We start from the raw sequence: 22,021 nt of genomic DNA, 5'->3' as shown, positions 1-22,021 counted from the left end.
ATGACTACTATTCCGATGAGTTTGATCGGGAAGGCGACGGTCGGCGCCCGGCCCCAGGTCCGCGCGGGATGAGCATCGACCTTCCCCTGGTCCTGGGCGGCCTCGCCGTCGGCTTCGTGGTCGGTCTGACCGGCATGGGCGGCGGTGCCCTCATGACGCCGATGCTCATCTTCGTCTTCCGCGTGGACCCGCTCGTGGCGGTCTCCAGCGACGTGGTCGCCAGCCTCTTCATGAAGCCCGCCGGCGCGATCGTGCACCTGCGGCGCGGGACGGTGCACCTGCGGCTCGTGCTGTGGCTCTGCGTCGGCTCGGTGCCCGCCGCGTTCTCCGGCGCCCTGCTCATCAAGGCGCTGCCGTTCGGCGACTCGCTCGACTCCGCGCTCCAGACGATCCTCGGGGTGGCCCTGCTCATCGCGTCGGGCGGCCTCGTGGTGCGCGCCGTGCTGCAGATGGTGCGGAGCCGCTCGGCACTCGGCGAGGGTCCGACGCCGGCGTCCGCGCCGCGCGAGCTCGTGGTCCGCCCCGTGCCCACCGTGGTCCTCGGCGCCGTGGCCGGGCTCCTGGTGGGCATGACGTCGGTCGGCGCCGGCTCCGTGGTGATCGTGGTGCTCCTGCTGCTCTACCCGGCGCTCAAGGCGTCCCAGCTCGTGGGCACCGACCTGGTCCAGGCCGTGCCGCTCGTGGCGGCGGCGTCGCTGGGCCACATCCTGTACGGCGACTTCTCGCTCGGGCTGACCACCTCCCTGCTCGTCGGCGCGATCCCCGGCGCCTGGTTCGGCGCCCACGTGTCGTCCCGCGCGCCGGGCGGCATCATCCGGCGCGCCCTGGCGATCCTGCTGCTCGCGTCCGCGCTCAAGCTGCTCGGCGCGAGCCTGCCCGTGGTGCTGGGCGCCGCGGGCGCCGCCCTGGTGTTCGGCAACCTTCTGTGGTTGTGGGTCAGGCGCCGGTTCGGCGCCGCCCCGCCGGCGTCCGTAGCAGACTCGACGTACGAGGACCCGGCCCCGGCCGGTCCGCCGACCGGCCCACCATCCGGACCACCGGCAGGGACGGCGGCCGGTCCCACGGCCGGATCCCCGACCGCACCAGCACCCGACACCGCCGACGACCCGGCAGAGACGAGCCCGCACCGATGACCGACTCCCCCGCCCGCGTCCTGTCCGACGACGAGCTGGACGTCCTCGAGCTCACCCTCGGCGGCGCGCTCCCGCCGTCGGCCCTCGTGGCGGCCCTGCAGGACGGCCCCGCGGGTGCCGCGCCGAACGACGCGCCCACCGACGTCGTGCTGACCGACGCCGAGAACACGCCGCTGGCCCGCCTCACGGCCCGGGCCGGCGAGGCGCCCGCGGTCGAACCGCTCAAGCCCCTCGCGGCGGCGATCGGGCCGCAGTGGGACGCCGCCGTGCGCCGTCCGGCCCGCGAGGTGCGGGCGGGCCTGGGCGACGGCCCGGGAGCGAGCGTCGGCCTGCTCGTCACCGAGGTGCCGACCCGCGAGGAGTCGGACGCCGCGGTCGCGCTCGCCCCCGGCGGCGCCACCGCCCCCGGCCGCAGCACCGTGCCGGACGGCGCCGCCCCCGGCACCGTGCTGCTGCTCGTGCCGGTCGCCCGCCGCGCCCCCGAGCCCGGCGTCGTCGGCGCCCCCGGGCTCGTGCGGGCGGCGCAGGGGCTGGCCGGCACCCTGGCCGAGCGCACCGGCGCGCGGGTGATCACCGTCGTCGTGCCGTGGTCCGGGCCCGCCGACCCGTCCCTCGACGAGGTGGCGGCCGCCTACGGCGCGGCGCGCGTCGAGCGGCTGGCCGCGCACCGCTCGCCGGCCACGGCCGAGCGCGTGGCGGCCCTGCCCGGCGTGCGGGACGAGGCGGTCCGGGCGCTGTACCCGCCCGCCTCGGCGGCCGAGCTGGCCCGCGCCGCGAGCGGCGCCCACCGCCGGGGCGCCGTCGTGTTCTTCACGGGCCTGTCGGGTTCGGGCAAGTCGACGGTGGCGCGCGCCCTGGCGGCCGAGCTGGAGGACGACGGCCTGGGCACCACGCTGCTCGACGGCGACGAGGTGCGCCAGCACCTGTCGAAGGGGCTCGGGTTCGACCGCGCGTCCCGCGAGACCAACGTGGAGCGCATCGGCTACGTGGCGGCGCTCGTGGCCCGGCACGGCGGCATCGCCGTCGCCGCGCCGATCGCGCCGTTCGCCGCCGGCCGCGCGCGGGTGCGCGCCCTCGCCGAGGAGGCCGGGGCGCACTTCGTCCTGGTGCACGTCAGCACGCCGCTGGAGGTGTGCGAGGCCCGCGACCGCAAGGGCTTCTACGCCCGGGCCCGCGCCGGCGAGATCGCCGAGTTCACGGGCATCTCGTCGCCCTACGAGGAGCCCGACGACGCCGACCTGGTCATCGACACCACCGACGTCCCGGTCCCGGACGCGGTGGAGCAGGTCCGCCGCCACCTGCTGGCGCTGCTGGACTGACGCGGCGCGGATCGGCGTGACCGGCGAAAAGGTCAGGTGACCGGCAGCTCGGGCTGCCGATCACCTGACCTTCTACCGATCACCCGCCGGGCCTGGGCCCTGGGCCGAGGCCCGGCGGGGCCTCAGGCCGTGGCCTCGGCCTTGTTCGCCTCGGCCTCCTGGGCCTTCTTCAGCTCGGCCTCTTCCGCCTTCTTCCGCGCGGCCTCTTCCGCCGCACGCTTGCGCTGGAGCGCCCGACGACGGGCCGGGCCCATGCCGGGACGCTGTGCGCGCACGAAGTTCTTGTACGCCTCGGCGACCTCGTGCACGGGACCGTCCATGACGAGCTGCCCCTGGTGCATCCACAGCACACGCGTGCACATGGCCTCGATCGTGGAGATCGAGTGGCTCACCAGGAAGACGGTGCCCGCGTTGGCGCGGACCTCCTCGATGCGCGACTTGCTGCGCTCCTTGAAGGCGGCGTCGCCGGTGGCGAGGGCCTCGTCGATCATCAGGATGTCCGGCGACGCGGCCGACGAGATCGCGAACCGCAGGCGCGCGCCCATACCGGACGAGTACGTCGTCATCGGCAGGTAGACGAAGTCGCCGATGCCGGCGAACTCCACCACCTCGTCGAACTTCTCGTCGACCTGCTTGGGCGTGAGCCCGAGCGCGAGGCCGCCGATCATGATGTTCCGCTCGCCGGTGAGCTGCGGCATGAGCGCCGCATTCACGCCGAGCAGCGACGGCTCGCCGGAGACGTGCACGCTGCCCTTCTTGGGGGGCATGAGGCCGGCGATCGCCCGGAGCATGGTGCTCTTGCCCGAGCCGTTGACGCCGACGATCCCGATGGACTCGCCGTGCCGCACCGTGAAGGAGACACCCCGCACGGCGTGCACCTCGCTCACCGCGCCGACGTGCCGGCGTCCGGCCTGGAGCAGCCGCTTGTGGAAGGGCACCTTGACCTTGATCTCGCGGATCTCGGCCCCGCCCTTCTCGGCCTCCTTGCGGGCCCGTCCGCCGATGACGCGGTAGACGACGTGCAGGTCGTCCACCACGAGGCACGGGTCGCCCAGGTCGGTCTCCAGCGCCTCCTGCCCGGCGTCCTCGGGCTCGACCTCGAGGTCGAAGTCCATGTGCTCGTCGGCCTCAGTCACGTCCGTACCTCTCCTCACCGCGCCAGAAGACGATGAAACCGATCACGAAGAACACGACGGCCCACACACCACCGAGGGCCCACATGAGGCCGCTGGGCGGGAACTGCTCCTCCTGCATCAGCACGGAGCGCACCAGGTACAGGTACACCGCGACCGGCTGGTACTCCAGGACACCGCCGACGATCGCCTTCGACGTCTCGGGGATCTCCAGCCGCGCGACGTAGTCGGCGAGCGGGAAGATGACGCCGGAGGCGTACATCACGACGCGCATGACGAACGGCAGCACGTTCTCGATGTCCGGCGTCGTGGCCACGTACCGCGCCATGAAGAACGCCAGCCCGGTGTTGAAGATCCACATCAGCGCGATCGCGGCGGGCAGCAGGAGCCACCACCAGGTCACGTGGATCATCTCGTAGCCGGGCAGCAGTCCGCTGAGCAGCGTCACGATGCACATGACCACGATCGCGGGCAGCAGCGTGGTCAGCAGCGACAGCACCGTCGACATCGGCAGCACCGCCCGCGGGAAGTGCAGGGAGCGCAGCAGCTGGGTCTTGCCGCTGATCGACTTGGCACCGCCGGTCACCGAGGACTCGATGAAGCGGTACATGAAGACGCCGATCACGATGAAGGCGATCGAGTTGTCCACCCCGCGGTTGAGCCCGAGCAGGATGCCGAAGATCAGCACGTACACGGTCGCGTTGAGGATGGGGTTGAGCACGGCCCAGAGCTGGCCCAGGTAGTTGTTCTGGTTCTTGGCGTACGCCGTCGACGTGGCCAGGACGCGGATGAAGGCCCAGCGTCCGGTCAGGTCGCGGATGTACTCGCCCAGGGGCGGGCGGACGTTCAGGGGGCGCAGTCCGTACTGCTTCGCGAGGGCGAGACGCTCGGCCGACGTGGTGCCGGGAACGAGCGGCGGCGGCGGCTGTTTGGCGTTGCCGCTGGCGGCGGGCTTCGCAGGCGCTGCCGCGTCGGTAGTAGGTGTGCTCACGGTGCGTGAAATACCTGTCTGGTCGGGGGCACTGCCGGGCGTTGTCCGGCCGTTCGATCCTAGCGGGTCACGAACCCTAGCAGTGTGGTCGGGATTCCTGGGCGACAGCGCGGGACCACGCCCGCCGGACCTCGGCGGACGTCTCCCGTGAGAGACTGCCACGCGTGCAGCACCCCCGTCCCGCTCCTCGAACGACCGACCCGGGCACCGCGTCCCCGCGTGTCGCCGGCGCCCTGGTCGAGTCGCCGCTGCAGCTGCTCTGCACGGTCGAAGCGCACGCCGCCGGGTACGGCGGTACAGAGACCCACGTGCACGTGCGCGACGACGTCCCCGCCCTGGGCGACGCCCTGTCCGCGGTGCGCGAGCTCAGCCTCCCCGACGGGCTGACCTTCGACCTGGCGGGCCGCCGCAGCGCCCTGACCGCGCGCGAGCCCGTCTGGCTCGTGGGCGACGCCTTCTCCGGACTGTTCCAGGCCACCGCGCCCCTGCGGCGCCCGGAGCGCATGGTCCTGGTCGACGACGGCCTGGCCACCCTCGAGCTGTGCCGCCTCCTGGTGCGCCGTGACCCGCTGGTCCGGATCGGCCGGCCCGCGCGTGCCCCCCGACGCCGGCTCGGCGCCGTCGCCGCCGGCCGCCTGCGGTCGCTCGCCGCCGACGGCCGCGTCACGATCTTCACCGCGATGCCGCTGACCCCCGAGCTGTCCGCCGGCCTGCGGGCCCAGGGCTTCGACGTGCGGCACAACCAGTTCGGCTGGCTCACCGCGCAGCCCGCCGACGAGGCCATGCCCGAGCCCACGATCGTCGTCGGGTCGGCGATGGCCGCGGACAAGCTGATCGACCCGCACCGGTACGTCGACTGGATCCGGTCGCTGGCCAAGGAGAGCGCCCTGCGCTACGTGCCGCACCGCCGTCAGACGCCGGAGCTGCTCGCTACCCTGGCCGGGATCGACGGCGTGACCGTCGACGTGCCTGGTGCCCCCGTCGAGATCCGGCTGCGGGGCCTGCGGGCGGGCCAGCGCGTGCTGAGCCTGCCGTCGACATCGACCATCCTGTTGACCACTATCATTTCACCGCTCGGTGTCCCCGTCACCGCGCTCGACGTGCCCGCCGACTGGTGGACCCCGCGCGCCACGGCCGAACAACGAGCACACCTGACCAGCGTCGTCGAGCTCGCCCGGCAAGCCCGGGCCGCAGCCGACGACGCTTCGGAAACCGACTCCCCGGAGGCGAACGAATGACCATCCGCGTGCTCGCGGTCGCGGACAGCGACTCGTATCTGAAGTGGGCATGCGCGACGCTGGACAGGCTCGGACCGGCCGACGAGAGCGGGCTCGACCGCTCGGCCGTGATCGTCAAGACGCCGATCGCACCGACCACCAGTCAGATCGCCGCCGCCGTCGCCGGGTCCTCCGTGGTCCGGCCCGCCGTCCTGCCCGTCCGGGACCTCGCCGCGCAGATCCGGGACAACACCCCCGACGTCGTGCTCATCGCGGCCACCGGGCCTGTGGCCGAGGTCGTGGCGCGCGCCGTCGTGGCCGCCGCGGGCAAGCGCCGGCCCGCCCTGATCACCGGCCTGCCCGGCATGGCGCTGCCCGCCACGCCCGAGGGCACGGGCTGGCGCCGCTGGTGCGACGCGTTCGTGGTGCACAGCCGCCTCGAGGTGGACGCCTACCACGAGGCCTTCGCCGCGCACGGGGTCACGCCCGAGGTGCCGCTGGCCCACCTGCCGTTCCTCGAGCACACGGCCGCGAGCCTGGGCACCGAGCCGGTCAAGCGCGTCGTGTTCGCCGCGCAGGCGAAGGTGCCGGACAACCGGCCCGACCGCGTGACCCTCCTGGACCGCCTCGCGAAGCTCGCCGAGGACGACTTCGAGGTCATCGTGAAGCTGCGTGCCCGCAAGGGCGAGCGGCAGACGCACAACGAGGCGTTCCCCTACGACGAGCTGTGGGACACCGAGCACGAGCGGCTCGGGCACCGCAGCGACGCGCTGCGGTTCGTCGACGGTCCGATGGCGGAGTGGCTGCAGGCCGGCTCCGCGCTCATGACCGTCAGCTCGACCGCCGCGATGGAGGGGCTGGCCCTCGGCCTGTCGACCGTCATCATCGACGACTTCGGCGTGAGCCCCGAGCTGCTCAACGCGCCGTTCGCCGGCAGCGGCTGCGTGATGCACGTGGCCGACGCCGCCGAGGCGTTCCGCGCCGGCGGGCCGCAGCCCGACACCGCCTGGCTCGAGGACAACTACCTGCACGCCGCGGACTCCGAGCTGCCCGCGACGGTCCGGGAGCTGGCCGCACGCCGCGAGGCCGGGACGCTCACCGAGCTGGCCGAGGTCAAGCCGTGGCTGCGCGCCCGCTACCTGCGGATGGCCCTGCAGATGTACCTGCCCAAGTTCGTCTACGACGTGATCCGGCTGACGACCCGTCCGGTGCGGCTGCTGTTCCTGGACAAGAAGGCCTGACCCGACCGTCCAGAGCCGAACGAGGTGTCAGACGTACAGGTCACCCGAGTGACCTGTACGTCTGACACCTCGTTCGACGTTCGGGGGCGTCAGACGCCGTCGTCGACCCGCACGCGCTCCGTGAGCCCGCGCAGGAACCCGGCGCCCCACGCCATGTGCATGGTCACGAGCGTCGCCGGCAGGGCCAGCGCCGAGCGCAGGTCGAGCCGCGGGCGACGCGTCGCCGCGTGCGCCGACGCCGCCAGCACGCCCAGGAGGTAGGCGGCCGGCGGCACGAGGCCGACCAGCGTCACGGGCAGCGAGCCCGCGACGGCACCGCCGATCGCCACCAGCACGGACACGCCGAGCACGATGACGGCGGTGGGCGGGGCGAGGTAGCGCAGGTTCGCGGTGCCGGGGTTGCGGCGCACCACCTCGCGGCGCCACATGCCGGTGCGCCAGAACTGCGTGGCGACGGCGCCCAGCGAGCGGCGCGGCTTGTACTCGACCACGAGCGACGGGTCGAACCACAGCAGGCTGCCGCTCGTGCGCAGGCGCAGGCACAGCTCCCAGTCCTGGGCCCGCACGTACACGGGCGAGTACCCGCCCACGCGCTCCAGCGCCTCGCGGCGGAACGTGCCCAGGTAGACCGTCTCGGCCGGGCCGGCGACGCCGCCCGTGTGGAAGGACGCGGCGCCCAGGCCCGCCGGGTGGCTCATCGCGCGCGCGACGGCCTTCTGCACCGGGGTGTCGCCGACGGGAAGCATCCGTCCGCCGACGCCGTCCGCGCCCGCGGCCTGGAGGGCCTCCACCGCGCGGCGCACGTACGTGGGCTCGGCCACCGTGTGGCCGTCCACGCGGACGAAGATCGAGTGTCCCTCGGGCATGCGCTCAAGGCCCGCGTTCAGGCCGAGCGGCTTGGAGCCCGTCGGGTTGTCCACCACGGTGACGCGTCCGGTCTCGACGGCGAGCTTGTCCGCGATCTCGCGGGTCCGGTCCTTGGACGGTCCCACCGCGAGCACCATGTGCAGCGGGTGCGGGTAGTCCTGGCCCAGGATCGAGCGCACCATCGCCTCGAGGTAGGGCTCCTCGTCACGTACGACGGCGACCACCGTCACCAACGGCATGCTCGCCGCCTCTACCCGCTCGGGCACGAGGCCTCCTCTCGTTGACGCGCTGGCGGGACCCATGGGTCCACGATCTCGTGTTCTGTCAGTTCCGGATACATCGGAGGCGGGCGCCGCGCGTGCGGGGCCCGCCTCCGACGACTCAAGCAGTGGTGCGGTGTGCGGTCTCAGGCTCTGTCCTTCTGACGCCCGAGCCTGCGGTTCCGCTCCGGGCAGGTGCCTCGTTCCTCGGCCCCCACCCTGCGCTGAACCTTCGTCTCAGGCGTCGACGCGACGCAGGCGCGACATCGGCGAGAACTCACCGGGCATGACGCGCTTCTGACCGTCGCCGAGCGCCTTCTCGAGGATGCGGATGTCGCGCACCAGGTTCTCGAGGCCCTTGGGCTCGAGCGAGGAGGCGTGGTCCGAGCCCCACATGGCGCGGTCGAGCGTGATGTGCCGCTCGACGGCCACGGCGCCCAGCGCCACGGCGGCGAGGGAGATCTGGAGGCCGGTCTCGTGGCCCGAGTAGCCGACGGGCACGCCGTAGCGCTCCTGCAGCGTCGTGATGGTGCGCAGGTTCGCCTCCTCGGGGGGAAGCGGGTAGGTCGACGTGGCGTGCAGGATCACGAGCTTGCTCGTGTCCAGGATCTCCACGGCGGCGTCGATCTGCTCCAGCGTCGACATGCCGGTCGACAGGATGATCGGCTTGCCGGTGGCGGCGAGCGCGCGAAGCATCTCGTGGTCGGTGACCGAGGCGGAGGCGACCTTGTGGGTCGGCACGCCCATCTTCTCCAGGAAGTCCACCGAGGGGGCGTCCCACGGAGAGGCGAACCACTGGACGCCCTTCTCCTTGGCGTACGCGTCGATCTCCGTGTACTCCGGCTCCTCGAACTCGACCTTGTACTTGTACTCGAGGTACGTCATCTCGCCCCAGGGCGTCTGACGGATCTTGTCACGCTGGTCCTTCGGCGTGCTGATCTCCGGAGTGCGCTTCTGGAACTTCACGGCCTGGCATCCGGCCTCGACCGCGACATCGATCAGCTTCTTGGCGATCTCGACGTCACCGTTGTGGTTGATGCCGATCTCACCGATCACGTACACGGGCTGGTCGGCGCCGACCTGCAGGTCGCCGATAGTGACCGGCGCGGGCTGCGCGTTCGTCGCGCTCATAAGAAGGTCCTTCCGAAAGGGTCGAGCACAGGGTAGTGCTGTTACGTGTCGTCGGGACTAACCGGTGACGACGGGGGTCTGGGTGGCTGCCGAACCGGCGGTGACTTCACCCGGACGCGCAGCGAGTATACGGTCACAGATCTCACGGACCGCACCGTTCCCGCCCTCGCGGGACAGCACCAGCCGGGCCTGAGCCTTGACCTCGGGACGCGCGTCGGCGACCGCGACGGGCCACCCGACGACGGCCATGGCGGCCAGGTCGTTCACGTCGTTCCCGACGTAGGCGACCCGTGCCGGATCGAGGTCCTGCTCGGCGATCCACGCCCGCAGGGCGGTGGCCTTGTCCTCGACACCGTGCATGACCTGCACCTTCAGCTTGTCGGCGCGGGACGCGACCACCTTGTTGGTCTCGGTCGAGAGGATGAGGAACGGCAGGCCGGTCCGGCGCAGGCGGGACACGCCCATGCCGTCACCGCGGCTCACGCGCACCTGCTCGGTGCCGTCCTGGTCCACGTAGGCGTGGTCGTCGGTGTGCACGCCGTCGAAGTCCGTGACGAGCGCGTCCACGTCGAGCGGCACCGGTGCCGCGTCGCTCTCCTGGTCGACGAGCTGGCGGGCGAGCCAGAGGTCGCGGGGCTCGTCGATCTCGATGGACCACTCGGGGGCCAGCGGCTGGATGCCGACGTCGCCGAAGAAGCGGCGGCCGGTCTCACGGAACCCGTCCGTGCGCATCACGTAGAACGCACCGGTCTCGCGGAAGTGCGGGGCGCGGTCCTGCCGGCGCGGGCGGAAGTCGGTGGTGTGGCCCACGGGCGTCGCGACGCCGTCGTCGATGCGCCACTGGAAGTCGTGCGTCTCGGAGACCGCGACCACGACGTCCTTCTCGCCGCGCGTGACGCGGCGGATCGCGGTGTCCAGGTCCTCGGGGTCGATGAACGGCGAGGTGCACTGCACCAGGACGGTCACGGGCGGGATCTCCTGGGCGGGCAGGCCGCCGTCCCCGGCCTCGACGCGGTCGAGCACGTGCAGCAGGGCCGACTCGGACGACGCCGTGCTGCCGGCGATCTCGGCGGGGCGGACCACCACGCGCGCACCGTGCAGGCGCGCCTCGGCGGCGATCTCGTCGTGGTCGGTCGAGACGATGACCTCGGCCACGGAGGGGGCGGCGAGGGACGCCTGGACGGCACGCCCGACCAGCGTGATCCCGTCCACCCGCGCGAGGTTCTTCAGGGGTACGCCCTGCGAACCTCCCCGGGCCGGGATGACTACTACGGCGGACGGGGTTTCACCGGGTACTGACATACGTGGCACTCTCGGATCGGGTCTGGACGGGTACGCCGTCCACAGTAGCGTGACCAGCGCCGTCCGACGCACACGGGCCCGCCCCCGGCGTCGGGCAGGATGTGGGATCCTGCCGTAGCGCGGCGACAGCCGCCGGCCCCCCAGAAGAATCCCCACGAAACGGTATGCGGCGCCCCAGAAGCCGGCGTGACCGTGCCGAGAACGGAGACAGCTCGAGTGCCCGGAACCGAAGGTCGCATGGCGAACTCCCCGCACGACGGCGACGTGCCTCGGGCCGTGTCCCGGACCAAGCGGCGTGAGAACGCGCAGCGCACCGCCGAGGTGATGCGCGCTCTGCAGCGGGCCACGGGCTCCCGGCCGAAGCTGGACCATGCCACCACGCGCGCGCTCGCGCGGGGCGTGATCGCCTGGAAGCACGTCCCCGAGGTGCGCGCGGCGCTGCTCGCCGGCGCGAGCACGGCGATCGACCGCTGGGACCTGACCGCCGCGACCACGCTGACCAGGCTGCTGCGGACCGGGTCGCCCGACCCCGAGACCCTCCGCCTCGCAGGCATCGTCGCCCTCCTCGGCGGCGACGCCGAGGCGGCGGAGCAGCACTTCTACGACGCGTCCAAGGGCACGGGCTCGGTGGCCCGCCGCCGCACCAACGCGCAGCGCGCGGTCGAGGACATGCAGCAGTTCGTGGACTTCCGGAAGGGAATGCTCAAGGACGACGGCCCGGCGGAGCTGGCGGACCTGCGGGAGCTCGCGGCGTCGGTCTCCCTCGCGAACCGCAGGGCGGCCGACGCCGCCTTCGGCCGGTACCTCGTCGCGTGCCTCACCCACGGCGTCGAGGGACCGCTGGGTGACCTCCTGGACGCGTACGCCGACGCCGGCCGCATGACGGTGCTGGAGGCACGGCCCGACCTGCTCGACGTCGCCGTCGAGAACGCCGAGTTCATCGCGGCCGACGGCGACCACGCCGGCGCGCTGCACCTGCTGCAGGGCACGTTCCGCCAGTACGGCATGGTCACCGAGCGGTACCTCGTCGCCCTCGGCACCACGCTGTCGGCGCTCAGCCGGTACGACGCGGCGCGCCGGGCCTTCCGGATCGCCAGCCCCGGCCTCGGCTCGGCCCGCGCGGCGCAGGTCGCCTGGATCATGCACGACGACGAGTCTGCGCACACCCTGGCCCGCAAGGCGATCCGCCACGACATGCCGCGCTCGTCGGTGCGGACCGTGCTCGCCCGGGCCGAGCACCCGGTCACGCCGGCCGAGGCCGACGCCCCCACGGGCGGCATGGGCCACGTCGCGTTCTACGTGGACCGCGGGGAGAACTTCGGCGACATCGTGCTGCCGGACGCCGTCCGGGACGCGATCACGGAGCCCGCCGGCCCCACCGACTGGACGTCGTTCCACGCGCACCAGGTGTTCGACGACGAGTTCGTCCGGATCGCGAACGCCCAGCGCGCACTCGTCGTGGGCGGCGGCGGCCTCTTCCTCCCGGACACCTCGCCCAACTCGAACAGCGGCTGGCAGTGGAACGTGCCGCCCGCCTCGCTCGACGCGGTGACGGTGCCCGTCTACGCCTTCGCCGTCGGCTTCAACCTCTTCACCGGGCAGCGGTTCAAGGGCGACCTGTTCCGCCGCAGCCTGATCGCCTTCACGCGCAAGGCCGAGTTCCTGGGCCTGCGCAACACCGGCTCGATGGAGCGCGTGCGCGACCTGCTGCCCGCCGAGCTGCACGACAAGGTGCGCTTCGTGCCCTGCCCCACCACCGTGCTCGAGCACATCCGCCCGGACCTGCCCGCCGGACGCACCGGATCCGGCACGGTGCTGGTCAACGCGGCGTTCGACCGCAGCGAGCGGCGCTTCGGCGCCGGGTACGCGGACTTCCTGGAGCAGATCGTCGAGCTCGCGGAGAAGGCGGGCAAGGGCGGCGCGGAGGTCCGCATCGCCGCGCACACCCGTGGCGACCTCAAGCTGGCGAAGGACCTGGAGGCGGCGCACGACCTGACGCTGCCCGTTGACGAGCTCCACTACATGGACCAGGCCGACGCGCTCGCCGTCTACCGGCAGGCGTCGCTCGTGATCGGCATGCGCGGCCACGCGACGATGATCCCGTTCGGCCTGGGCACCCCCGTCCTGAGCATCGTGTCGCACCCGAAGATGCGGTACTTCCTGGAGGACGTGGAGCGTCCGGACTGGGGCTACGACGTGGCCGACGCCGACCTCGGCGCCCGGCTCGCGGAGCGGACCCTCGACGTGCTGGCCCGGGAGGACGAGTACCGGGCCGACGTCGCCGACCGCCAGCAGCTGCTGCTCCCGCACGTCCGCGCCGCGGCCGCGGACGTCGCGAAGGCTTGACCTCTCGTGTCACCACATCGCCGTTAGACTCAACCGGTCTCAGTACACCGAAAGGGAGTTATCTCGATGCCCACCATGCGGAGCGTGCCGCTCGGCCGTGAACCGGGCGACGCGGAGATCGCATCGTTCGCCGACCTGATCGACAGGCCCCTGCTGATCGTCGGCAACGGGCCGTCGTCGGCCATGCCTCCCTATCACCGGATCCCGGCGGACGTGGTCGTCTTCCGGATGAACTGGTTCTTCCTGGAGAGCAACTACCACTTCGGTGACCGGGTCGACGCGTACTTCAGCGCCATCCCGAACGAGAAGCTGGAGAAGCTGCTGCAGGACGAGGTCCGCTCGGGACGCTACGACGTCCGCCGGATCCTCAGCCCGATGCGCCACGCCGCGAACCGCGACGGCGACAAGTACGGCCTGGACCCGCTCGCCGGCGTCGAGGAGCTGGACTCCTGGTCCATCCCGGCGCGGCACCCCCGCCTCGCCCGCGCCTTCATGAGCCGGCCGGGCCTGCCCACCACGGGCATGCAGGCCCTGGCGTTCGGCCTCGGCGTCGGCTTCCGCGAGATCTACCTCGCCGGTGTCGACCTCTACGAGTCCAAGGACAGCCGCTACGGCTACACGGTCACCCAGGCGGCGGAGTCCGCGCTCAAGGACAAGGACCTCACGCCGGGCTACGAGTCGGCCCACGGCCTGGACTCCGACCTCGCGTTCCTGCGCTCCTGCCTCGCCGAGTTCCCGGACGCGACCATCCGTTCGGTGAGCCAGTCGGACACGCTGCACCTGTTCGTGCCCCCGGCCGACGAGCTGACCGAGCGCCCGCACCTGACGCCCGAGGCGGTGCCGACGCTCGCCGTGTCCAAGGACACGGTGGACCTCGAGCTCCCCGAGGTCGGCGAGGACACCTCCGTGATCGTCCCCGCGGTCGGCGGCCCGCTGTGGAAGGAGATCGACGGGCGCAAGTGCGCGTACATCACCGTGGTCTCCGGCTCGTACCACCACGGCGCGCGCGCCCTGGCGAACTCGCTGCGCGAGCACTCGGACGTCCCGCTCATCGCACTCGTCACGCCTGACGCCGACCGCAGCGCCCTCGCCGCCAGCGACATCCGGACCATCCAGGTCCCGGGCATCCGCAACCCGATGAACTCGGGCGGCAACAAGATCCAGGCGCGCTTCGCGATGACGTACACGAAGCTGCACGTGTTCCGGCTCGACTTCTTCGACCGCGTCGTCTACCTCGACAGCGACACCGTCGTGAAGGGCAGCCTGGACGAGCTGTTCGAGGGCGACGACTTCGCCGCCGTGCCCGACGCCGGCCTGGACCTGCCCGACGGCAACGTGTTCAACTCCGGCGTCTTCGCCGTGAACCCCTCGCACGGGATGTTCGAGAAGATGATGTCGCAGCTGAGCCACACGACGTCGTACGACGGCGGCGACCAGGGCTTCCTCAACCAGTTCTTCTCGGACTGGCGCAAGCTGCCCCTGGAGTACAACACCACCAAGCGCATCTACTCCCACCACCCGCAGGTGTTCAACGAGGAGGACGTCAAGGTTCTCCACTACGTGGGCCGCAAGCCGTGGGAGCCGACGTCGAAGGGCGAGCGGTACGACCAGCTCGACTACGCCTGGCTCGACTACCTCTCCGACTGGGAGAAGAACGAGCTGGTGCGCGAGCTGCGGCACACCGCGGCCGGCGGCAAGCCGCCGGAGGCCGGCAGCAGCAGCCCGTTCCGGCAGGCCCAGCTGGCCAACCGGACCAACAAGGCGAACGAGGCCGTGCGCCTGCTCGAGGGCGTCATCGCGGAGCGCCAGCCGACGTCGGGCGAGCTGCGCGAGCTGGCCAAGGCGTACCGCCGGCTGGGCCGGCACGACGACTGCGCCCGCGTGCTCAAGCAGGCGTACGCCATGGACCCGCGCCGCAGCGTGATGAAGGACATGATGCTGGCGCAGGCGCGCTCCATCAAGAAGAAGCTCGCCTGAGCCGGAGGCGCAGCGCAGGGTGAGAGCCGAGGAACGAGGCACTCGCCCGGAGCGGAGCCGCAGGCTCAGGCGACGACAAACTGAGCCTGAGCCGGAGGCGCAGCGCAGGGTGAGAGCCGAGGCAAACAGAGCCTGACCCGTGCGCGACGCAGCCCGTGGGGCGGGAACCGAAAGGTTCCCGCCCCACGGGCTTCGTGCTACCGGCTGAGCACGCGCCGGGCCCTGCGCCGCCCGGCCCGCACGATCCGCCGCAAGGTGGTCAGGGACCCGTTCCTGCCCGGGGCCGCGTGCGCCGCCGCACGGGTGGGCTTGCCGGCGGCGGCGCGCGCGGCCGCCGCGCCACCGTTCTGCCCCTGCGCCCCGGCCTCCGCGTCGCGGGCGGCCTCCGCCAGCCGGCGCCGCTCGTAGTCGGCGTCGTAGCAGGCCTGGGCGAGGCTGAGCTCCCGCTCGCTGTACGGGGCGAGGTCCGCGTCGACCTGCTCCCCCGTGAGGCGTTCGTAGATGACCGAGAGGTTGCGCCGGGTCGTGTCGACGAAGCGCTGCTGGGTGGCCGCGAGCTCCGCGCGCAGCTCCGCGCGCTTCCGGTCGGCCGTGGTGATCCGCGCGAACGCGTCGGTCGCGAAGTCGCTCCGCCACGGGTCGACCAGGAACTCGGGATGGCCGATCTCGTGGGCGAAGTACTTGATCTTGTTGTTGGTGCTCAGCGACAGCGGGATGTTGTTCAGGCCGAACGGGATCATCTGCGAGTGGCCGCGCGCGCCGAGCACCACCGGGAGGTGCGCGTAGGTGCGGGCCCCCTCGAACAGCACGCGGGTGCTCCCGAACAGCCGGTGCCCCACGAGCCCGAGCTCGGCGCCGTACTCCTGGAAGAACTTCATGTCCGTGCGCTTGTGGCCCAGGAACTCGACGGCCCAGCCGTCCTCCTGGAGTGCCACGACGAGGTCGCGCAGCCGCGGGAAGATCGCACCCGGCTCGAGTCCCGAGTCCACGTGCGCCACCTCCAGGCCCACCTGGATGCCGATCCGCCGGGTGTCGTCGTCGGGGGGCTCGCTCGCGAGGCGGGGCAGCAGCACGCGCGCGATCGTCGTCGGGCAGGGCTGCAGGGTGAGCTGCGGGGCGTCCTCCGGCGCCTCCAGCCAGTCACGCATGTCCTCTACGGCGCCGGTGGAGCGCAGCCCGAAGAAGACGCTCTGCGCCATCGTCCGGTTGACGTGCCTGCGGAACACCTCGTTGTAGCGCTCCGGGTCGAACGGGGCCGGGTTGCCCGCGCCGAACACGATGATCGGCTTCCTCAGCCGCGCCAGCAGCTCCGTGGTGATGTTCCACTGCCAGCCCGAGGCGGGTGTGGCGTTGGTGCGCCGCGGGAAGATGCCCCCGCCGCCGATGACCACAGCGTCGAAGTGCTCGTTGATGTCGTCCACGAACGAGCTGGTCGCCCGCTCGCGGAACGGGCTGCTGCTCGTGAGCTCGAGATGCTCACCGCCGCCCCAGGAGTTGAAGGTCTGGCGGACGAGCTCGAAGAGCAGCTGGTCGCCGTAGCTGTAGACGGTCTTGAGGTCGAGGTGCAGAAGGCGTTGGCGTCGCATGGTCCCCTCACATCGCGCGGCTGCCCCCTGAGGGGAATATAGCCGCGAGCCGCCGGACCTGCGCGGGGACGGCTACGGTGTCACCCGGCGCCGGGCAGGTACGGCGACGTGCCGTCCGCGCCGATCTGGCGGTGCAGAGCCTCGTTCGACGGCGCGAGCGCGGCGAGCAGCCCGGCCCGCCGCTCGGGGGTCAGGAGCTGCGGCGGCGGATGCGTGAGGTTGGAGAAGCGCGCGTCCAGGAAGTGGCGGAGCTCCTGCGTGTCCTGCTTCTCGAGCAGGGCGTTGCCGAGGAGCGCGATCTGCAGCGCCACGTCCGAGTAGCCCCGGTTGACGCTCTCGGTGTTGAACGAGAACGTCGGCGGCACGCCCGCCCCGGTCGCCGCGAAGAAGTCCCGCACGAAGCCCCGCGACCCGAGGGTCTTGATGGTCTCGAAGTACTTGATCCGCAGGTCCGCGCCGTCGGGCAGCGCCGCCCGCATCTGGTCGACGAGCACGTCCCAGCGCAGGTACTCGTCGGCGACCGGCTCCATGAACTCCTCGAACGTGAGGGTGGAGCCCATGCGGACGGTCTGCAGGTAGGCGCTCTCCACGAACCGGTCCTGCCGGCGCACGTAGAACAGCACCGTGATCCGCTCGGGGCGCAGCTCCTTGACGGCGAGGCGCAGCACGTCGCCCGCCGACCGGTAGACCGGCCCCCTGCGGAAGGACTGCACCGTCGCGAACAGGTCCTCGTGCGACAGCACGAGGCTCTCGTGCTCGAGCTGGTCCCGCAGCCGCGCGAAGCCGAGGCTGACGTTCTCGATCCCGGCGCCCCTGCGGCGCCACCGCGCGTGCGCCCCGCCGGTGGCGGCCTCGTAGTCGTGCCGGACCAGGACCGCGTAACCCTTCGCCCCAAGCTTCTCCCGGTTGGCGTTGAGGGCCTTCTGCACGAGCGTGCTGCCGGTCTTGGCGGCGCCCGCGTGGAGCACGAGGTGCTTCATCGCACCGAGACTACGCGCGGGCGGCCGCGGCGCCATCCGGCTCCGGACAGCGAAAACGCCGGGGTGGTCCAGGACCACCCCGGCGTTCGCCGGCCGGATCGGCCGGTCAGCCGCCCATGAGGCGCTTGCGCAGCGGGCGCAGCCGCCGGCGCAGGCCGTCCGGCACCAGCTGCTTGCGGGGACCGCCCACGGCCTCGAGGTCCTTGCGGGCCTTGTTCAGCTCGCGCTTGAGCCGGCCGTTGTCCTGCTCGAGCTTGTCGAACCGCATGGACGAGTCGTACGCCCGCGCCGCGGTGCGGCGCTCCGGCGGCGTCAGCGCGCGGAACGACGGCGTGACCGTCTCGCCCGTGAGGTTCTTGTAGATCGTCGACAGGTTGTCCATCGACGTGTCGAAGAAGCCCTGGCGGACGCCCGCCAGCTCCTTGCGCAGCTCCGGCTGGCGCTCGTAGGACTCGTTGATGGTCCGGTACAGCGTGTCCTGGAAGCCGTCCGCGCGCGGGTCGATCGCCCAGTCCGCGTGGCCGATGTCGGTCGCGAAGTAGCGGATCTTGTGGTGCACGTACAGGGACAGCGGGATCGCGCCCATGCCGAACGGCACCATCTGCGCGTGGCCGCGCGTGCCCAGGATCATCGGCAGGCCGGCGAAGTACTCGATGCCCTGGTAGAGCACGTCGCGGTTGCCCCACAGCACGTGCTCGCTGTCCACGATGCCACGCTCGGTGAGCCGGTCGTGGAAGCCCATGTCGGCGCGGGCGTGCGGCACGCTCTCGATGCGCCAGCCCTCACCGGAGAGCTTGGCCAGCACGTCCACCTGGTCGGCGTAGATCTTGTCGGCGTCGAACCCGGCGCGCGCCTGGCGCTTGCCCACGATCGACTCGGCCGAGATGCGGCGCTCGTGCGGGATCTCGTCGCGGAACAGGTCCGGGTACAGGAACGACGAGAGCGTCGTCGGGCACGGCTGGTACGTGACCCGGTCCCGGTTCGACGGGGTGATGTACGGCTTGATGGTCTCCACCGAGCCGTGGTTGCGCAGGCCGAAGAAGACCGACTTCTCGAGCGTCAGGTTGACGTGCTCGCGGAACGGGTCCTCGAAGTCCGGCTGGTCGATGAAGCGGTTGTTGCCCACCGCGAAGATGATGAGCGGCTTCTCGATGCGGCGCAGCAGGTCCAGCGAGATGTTCCACTGCCAGCCGGAGCGCTGGTTCGGGTTCGTGTCGCTGAGGAACAGGCCACCACCGCCGACGACGACGGCGTCGACGTTCTCGTTGATGAAGTCGACCAGACGCGGGGTCACGGGGTCGCGCAGCTGTCGGCTCTGGACGATCTCGAAGGCGTCCCCGCCCGCGAAGCCCTCGAAGAGCTCGCGCACGGTCTCGAACAGCAGGGTGTCCCCGTAGTTGCCGTACGTCTTGATGTCGAAATGGAACAGTCGAAGTCGCTTCATCGTGTCACGCGCCGGGTCTTGGAATGCACGGGAACCATCCTTGATCACTGTGGTCAGATCTGCCAAGCCCGCCGCCCCCTGGGCGACGGAACGTCATGTCGCGGTTCGAGTCACTTCCCACCGCGGAGGTACGGCGACTCGCCCTTGTTCACCGCGAGGTCCGCCGCGGCCTGGGAGAGGCCGGGTGTCACCATCTCGTGCAGCGCCTTGTTGGACGGCGCGAGCTCGGTCAGCATCTGCTCGCGCTGCTCCGGCGTCAGGAGCAGCGGCGAGGGGTGCGTCACGTTGGAGAAGTTGGCGTCGAGGAACAGGCGGAGCTTACGGCGGTCCTCCGCGTCGAGCTCGCCGTTGCCGACGAGCGCGAGCTTCAGCGCCGCGTCAGAGTACCCGCGGTTGACGGCCTCGGTGTTGAACGAGAACGTGGGCGTCACACCCGCACCGGTCTGCTGGTAGAACTCGCGCACGAACGGCCGCGAGTGCAGCTCCTTGATGCCCTCGAAGTAGTTGACCCGCACCTCGGCGTCCGCGGGGACGGCCCCCTTGATCGTCTCGACCAGGGTGTCCCACCGCAGGTTGTCCGTGGTCACGGGCTCCATGAACTCCTCGAACGACTGGGTGGAGCCCACGCGCACGGTCTGGAGGTAGGAGCTCTCGACGAACCGGTCCTGGCGGCGCACGTACAGCAGCACCGTGGTGCGCTCCGGCCGCAGCACCTCCTGGGCGATCCCCAGCACGTCGCCGGCGGGCGCGTACAGGGGACCCGTCCGGAACGAGTGCACCGAGGCCAGGAGGTCCTCGTGCGAGATGATCAGGCTGTCCTGCGTCGCCGCGTTCCGGACCATCTCGAAGGCCCGGGTCACGTTGCGGAGGGTGCCGCCCTGCCTGCGCCACCGGGAGTGGTAACCCTCGGTGAGGTTCTCGTACTCGTTGCGGATGAGTACGTCGTAACCACGCGCCGCGAAGGCCTCACGACTAGCACGCAGGGCCTTCTGCACCAGCGTCGTACCGGTCTTGTGCGCGCCGACGTGCAGGACGAGGTGCTTCACGGGAACCAACCTTTCGGGGCGGATGAACGCCCACGAGGATACAGGCGGTCCCTACCCGCTCCGTGAAGTGCTTTCCGGGCACCTCACCACCGCACGAACGCCACCCCGCTGACCCGCACCCGGGCGTCGTCGAGCGTGCGCAGCGTCACCCGCCCCGACATCGTCCGCGGGAGGCGGACGGTGAGGACCCGCTGCGCCGCGCTCGGCCGGTCGGTGTCGAGCACGCCCACCCGGGTGGCCCCCACGTACACGGCCACCCGCCCGCGCCCGGGCGCCGTCGCGGTCATGACGCGGACCTGGGTCACGCGCTCGACGTCGGACACCACGAGCCGGCTGTCGGCGTGGACGGTGGACCAGGCCCGGTCGCGGAAGTAGGCGTCGTTGCGCACCAGGGCCCACGTGCCCGTGGTGCTGGCCATCGAGGCGAAGGACACGGGGCGGGTGGTCCGCACGAGGTGCGAGATCGGGCCGAGCCGGCCGTTGCGGTCGACCGCGCGCACGCCGTACTGCACCGAGAGCCCCTCGGCGGCGTACAGGTTGGCCGAGGTGCCCGACACCGTGATGATACGGCGCCAGTAGCGCTCGTTCGGCATGGGCGACCGGTAGCCCGCGTACCGCTCCAGCACCTGGTAGCGCACCGCCCCCGGTTCGGCGGCCCACCGGAACCGCGTGCGGGCCGGCCACTGGACCGGGTACTGGTTCCCCTCCGCGGCCCGGGCCGTGACCGTGCCGGTGGTGTAGCGCACGGTGCCGTACCGGTCGAGCGCGGCCCTCTTCATCGCGTTCACCGCCCGGCGGATCGCCGGGAGGCGCTCGGCCAGCCGGGTCCCGGGGCACGCGGTCCAGTTCGTCGTGCGGTGACCGAGGATGCGGGGCACCCGCACCACGTCGCCCGGGTCGCTGCGCGTGCCGGACCCCGTGCTGCCGCCGTTGGGCAGGCGGACGGTCCCGGTGACGGGCATGTGGTAGCGGTACGCCTTCCACGCGAGCACGCGCTCCAGGCTGCGCAGCAGGGACGACGTCGGGGACGCCGAGTCGAAGCTGCCCATCGCGGAGATGCCGATGGTGCCGGTGTTGAAGCCGCCCGCCTGCGCTCCGATCGGGTTGTCCGTCGCCGCCTCCCGGCGCCCCACGAAGACCGTCCCGTACCGGTCGACGAGGAACTGGTAGCCGATGTCCGGCCAGTCGCGGGACCGCGTGTGGTAGGCGTAGATGCCCCGGACGATCGCCGCCGACTGGCTCCGGCTGTAGGAGTTGGTGCCCGCCGTGTGGTGCACGTACATCGCGTCCAGCCGTCCCGACACCTCGGGCCACACCTCCCCCAGCGACTCGTCGGCGCCCCAGCTGCTGCGCGACACCAGCGCCGGCCGGATCTCGTCGCCGGTCGCCGCGTTCGCCGAGCCCGCCGGCTGCGCCGCCGCCCCCGCGTTCGCGTCGGCGGCCGTCGCGCCCGGGTCCACGACGTCGACCCGGAGGCCCGACGGCGTCCGCCCGCTCACCGTCCGCACGCGGGCCTGGACGGCGTCGGCGCCGGCGGAGAGGAACGGCTCGGTCCCGGCCCGGCCGCCGGGGACCCCGGCGCCGTCGGCACCGACCTCCTCGACGCCGACCGACTGCCAGGCGCCCCAGCCGTCGTCCTCCCGGACGCGCAGGGCGACCTCGGTGACCTCCTCGTCCGTGCCGGCGTCCCAGGTGACGCCGGCCACGAGGAACTCCAGGGTCTCGGTGCGGCGGCTCAGCGCCGCGAGCCGGCCGGGCACCGCCTCGGCGGCGTCGGACCGCGTGCCGCCCTCCGTGCCCGCCCCGGCGTCGGCCTTCGTCTCCGCGTGGGCGTCCGCGTGGGCCTCGTCGTGCCCCTGCGCCGCGCGCAGGGCGGTCGGGTCGCGCCGCGCCGCGGGATCGATGCCGGTCAGGCGTACCTCGTCGAGCTCCGGTGTCACGGCCGAGGCCTCCGGGAGGGGCAGCTCGACAGCCGGCAGCAGCACGCCACCGGCGGAGAGCACGAGTACCAGGGATGTCGTGGTCGTTCTCCGCACGAGTGGCGTCAT

The 22,021-nt window shown here is 72.0% G+C and carries 16 protein-coding genes; 6 read left to right on the top strand and 10 right to left on the bottom strand.

The genetic code is table 11. The features are described 5' to 3' along the window. Nucleotides 1-68: 68 nt before the first annotated feature. Both QRN56_RS26120 and cysC read left to right on the top strand, forming a co-directional pair. Entirely contained in the window at nucleotides 69-1,133 is a 1,065-nt protein-coding gene (locus QRN56_RS26120; RefSeq protein ID WP_285108229.1) for a sulfite exporter TauE/SafE family protein, read from the top strand. After that, the gene (gene cysC / locus QRN56_RS26115) at nucleotides 1,130-2,452 is read left to right on the top strand and encodes an adenylyl-sulfate kinase (RefSeq protein WP_285108227.1); all 1,323 of its coding nucleotides are present in this window, start codon (nucleotides 1,130-1,132) and stop codon (nucleotides 2,450-2,452) included. Before QRN56_RS26120 ends, cysC begins: the two co-directional genes overlap by 4 nt. Nucleotides 2,453-2,574: 122 nt before the next feature. On the opposite strand, the gene QRN56_RS26110 is transcribed toward cysC, so the two are convergent. Further along, a complete protein-coding gene (locus QRN56_RS26110; protein WP_502928841.1) occupies nucleotides 2,575-3,588 on the bottom strand; it encodes an ABC transporter ATP-binding protein in 1,014 nt (337 codons plus the stop codon). Next, a complete protein-coding gene (locus QRN56_RS26105; protein ID WP_285108225.1) occupies nucleotides 3,581-4,576 on the bottom strand; it encodes an ABC transporter permease in 996 nt (331 codons plus the stop codon). The genes QRN56_RS26110 and QRN56_RS26105 overlap by 8 nt, the downstream gene beginning before the upstream one ends. 164 nt (nucleotides 4,577-4,740) lie before the next feature. Between QRN56_RS26105 and QRN56_RS26100 the strand changes: the two genes are divergently transcribed. Together QRN56_RS26100 and QRN56_RS26095 are read left to right on the top strand one after the other, a co-directional pair. Further along, entirely contained in the window at nucleotides 4,741-5,814 is a 1,074-nt protein-coding gene (locus QRN56_RS26100) for a hypothetical protein (RefSeq protein ID WP_285108223.1), read from the top strand. Further along, nucleotides 5,811-7,034, top strand: a complete 1,224-nt coding sequence (locus tag QRN56_RS26095) for a DUF6716 putative glycosyltransferase (protein ID WP_285108222.1) — start codon at nucleotides 5,811-5,813, stop codon at nucleotides 7,032-7,034. Before QRN56_RS26100 ends, QRN56_RS26095 begins: the two co-directional genes overlap by 4 nt. A gap of 89 nt (nucleotides 7,035-7,123) precedes the next feature. Here QRN56_RS26095 and QRN56_RS26090 read toward each other — a convergent pair whose 3' ends face one another. From QRN56_RS26090 to QRN56_RS26080, 3 genes are all read right to left on the bottom strand, one after another. Beyond that, complete coding sequence (locus tag QRN56_RS26090) at nucleotides 7,124-8,167, bottom strand: glycosyltransferase family 2 protein (RefSeq protein WP_350224613.1); 1,044 nt, start codon at nucleotides 8,165-8,167, stop codon at nucleotides 7,124-7,126. A gap of 231 nt (nucleotides 8,168-8,398) precedes the next feature. After that, entirely contained in the window at nucleotides 8,399-9,292 is an 894-nt protein-coding gene (locus tag QRN56_RS26085) for an N-acetylneuraminate synthase family protein (RefSeq protein ID WP_036959513.1), read from the bottom strand. Between the two features lie 57 nt (nucleotides 9,293-9,349). Next, the gene (locus QRN56_RS26080; RefSeq protein ID WP_285108220.1) at nucleotides 9,350-10,594 is read right to left on the bottom strand and encodes an acylneuraminate cytidylyltransferase; all 1,245 of its coding nucleotides are present in this window, start codon (nucleotides 10,592-10,594) and stop codon (nucleotides 9,350-9,352) included. 237 nt (nucleotides 10,595-10,831) lie between these two features. On the opposite strand from QRN56_RS26080, the gene QRN56_RS26075 reads away from it, so the two are divergent. Next, a complete protein-coding gene (locus QRN56_RS26075) occupies nucleotides 10,832-12,940 on the top strand; it encodes a polysaccharide pyruvyl transferase family protein (RefSeq protein WP_285108218.1) in 2,109 nt (702 codons plus the stop codon). Between the two features lie 66 nt (nucleotides 12,941-13,006). Beyond that, nucleotides 13,007-14,917, top strand: coding sequence for a glycosyltransferase (locus QRN56_RS26070; RefSeq protein ID WP_285108216.1), 1,911 nt, complete (start codon nucleotides 13,007-13,009; stop codon nucleotides 14,915-14,917). A 197-nt stretch (nucleotides 14,918-15,114) separates the two neighbouring features. Here QRN56_RS26070 and QRN56_RS26065 read toward each other — a convergent pair whose 3' ends face one another. The 5 genes from QRN56_RS26065 to QRN56_RS26045 form a co-directional block, all read right to left on the bottom strand. Beyond that, on the bottom strand, nucleotides 15,115-16,503 hold the full coding sequence (locus QRN56_RS26065) for a polysaccharide pyruvyl transferase family protein (protein WP_285108215.1): 1,389 nt from the start codon (nucleotides 16,501-16,503) through the stop codon (nucleotides 15,115-15,117). Between the two features lie 80 nt (nucleotides 16,504-16,583). Then, the gene (locus QRN56_RS26060; protein WP_285108214.1) at nucleotides 16,584-17,483 is read right to left on the bottom strand and encodes a hypothetical protein; all 900 of its coding nucleotides are present in this window, start codon (nucleotides 17,481-17,483) and stop codon (nucleotides 16,584-16,586) included. Between the two features lie 106 nt (nucleotides 17,484-17,589). Next, nucleotides 17,590-18,927 carry a polysaccharide pyruvyl transferase family protein gene (locus QRN56_RS26055; protein ID WP_285108212.1) on the bottom strand — a complete coding sequence of 446 codons (1,338 nt, stop codon included), beginning with the start codon at nucleotides 18,925-18,927 and terminating at the stop codon, nucleotides 17,590-17,592. A gap of 110 nt (nucleotides 18,928-19,037) precedes the next feature. After that, nucleotides 19,038-19,973: a hypothetical protein gene (locus tag QRN56_RS26050; protein WP_285108210.1), complete on the bottom strand. Its 936-nt coding sequence runs from the start codon at nucleotides 19,971-19,973 to the stop codon at nucleotides 19,038-19,040. Nucleotides 19,974-20,056: 83 nt separating this feature from the next. Continuing rightward, nucleotides 20,057-22,021: an N-acetylmuramoyl-L-alanine amidase gene (locus tag QRN56_RS26045; protein ID WP_285108208.1), complete on the bottom strand. Its 1,965-nt coding sequence runs from the start codon at nucleotides 22,019-22,021 to the stop codon at nucleotides 20,057-20,059.

Origin of the sequence: Promicromonospora sp. MEB111, from assembly GCF_030209445.1 — a bacterium.
GTDB lineage: Bacteria > Actinomycetota > Actinomycetes > Actinomycetales > Cellulomonadaceae > Promicromonospora.
Note: the sequence above shows the minus strand (reverse complement) of the source record. Positions and strands in the feature narration are given on the sequence as shown.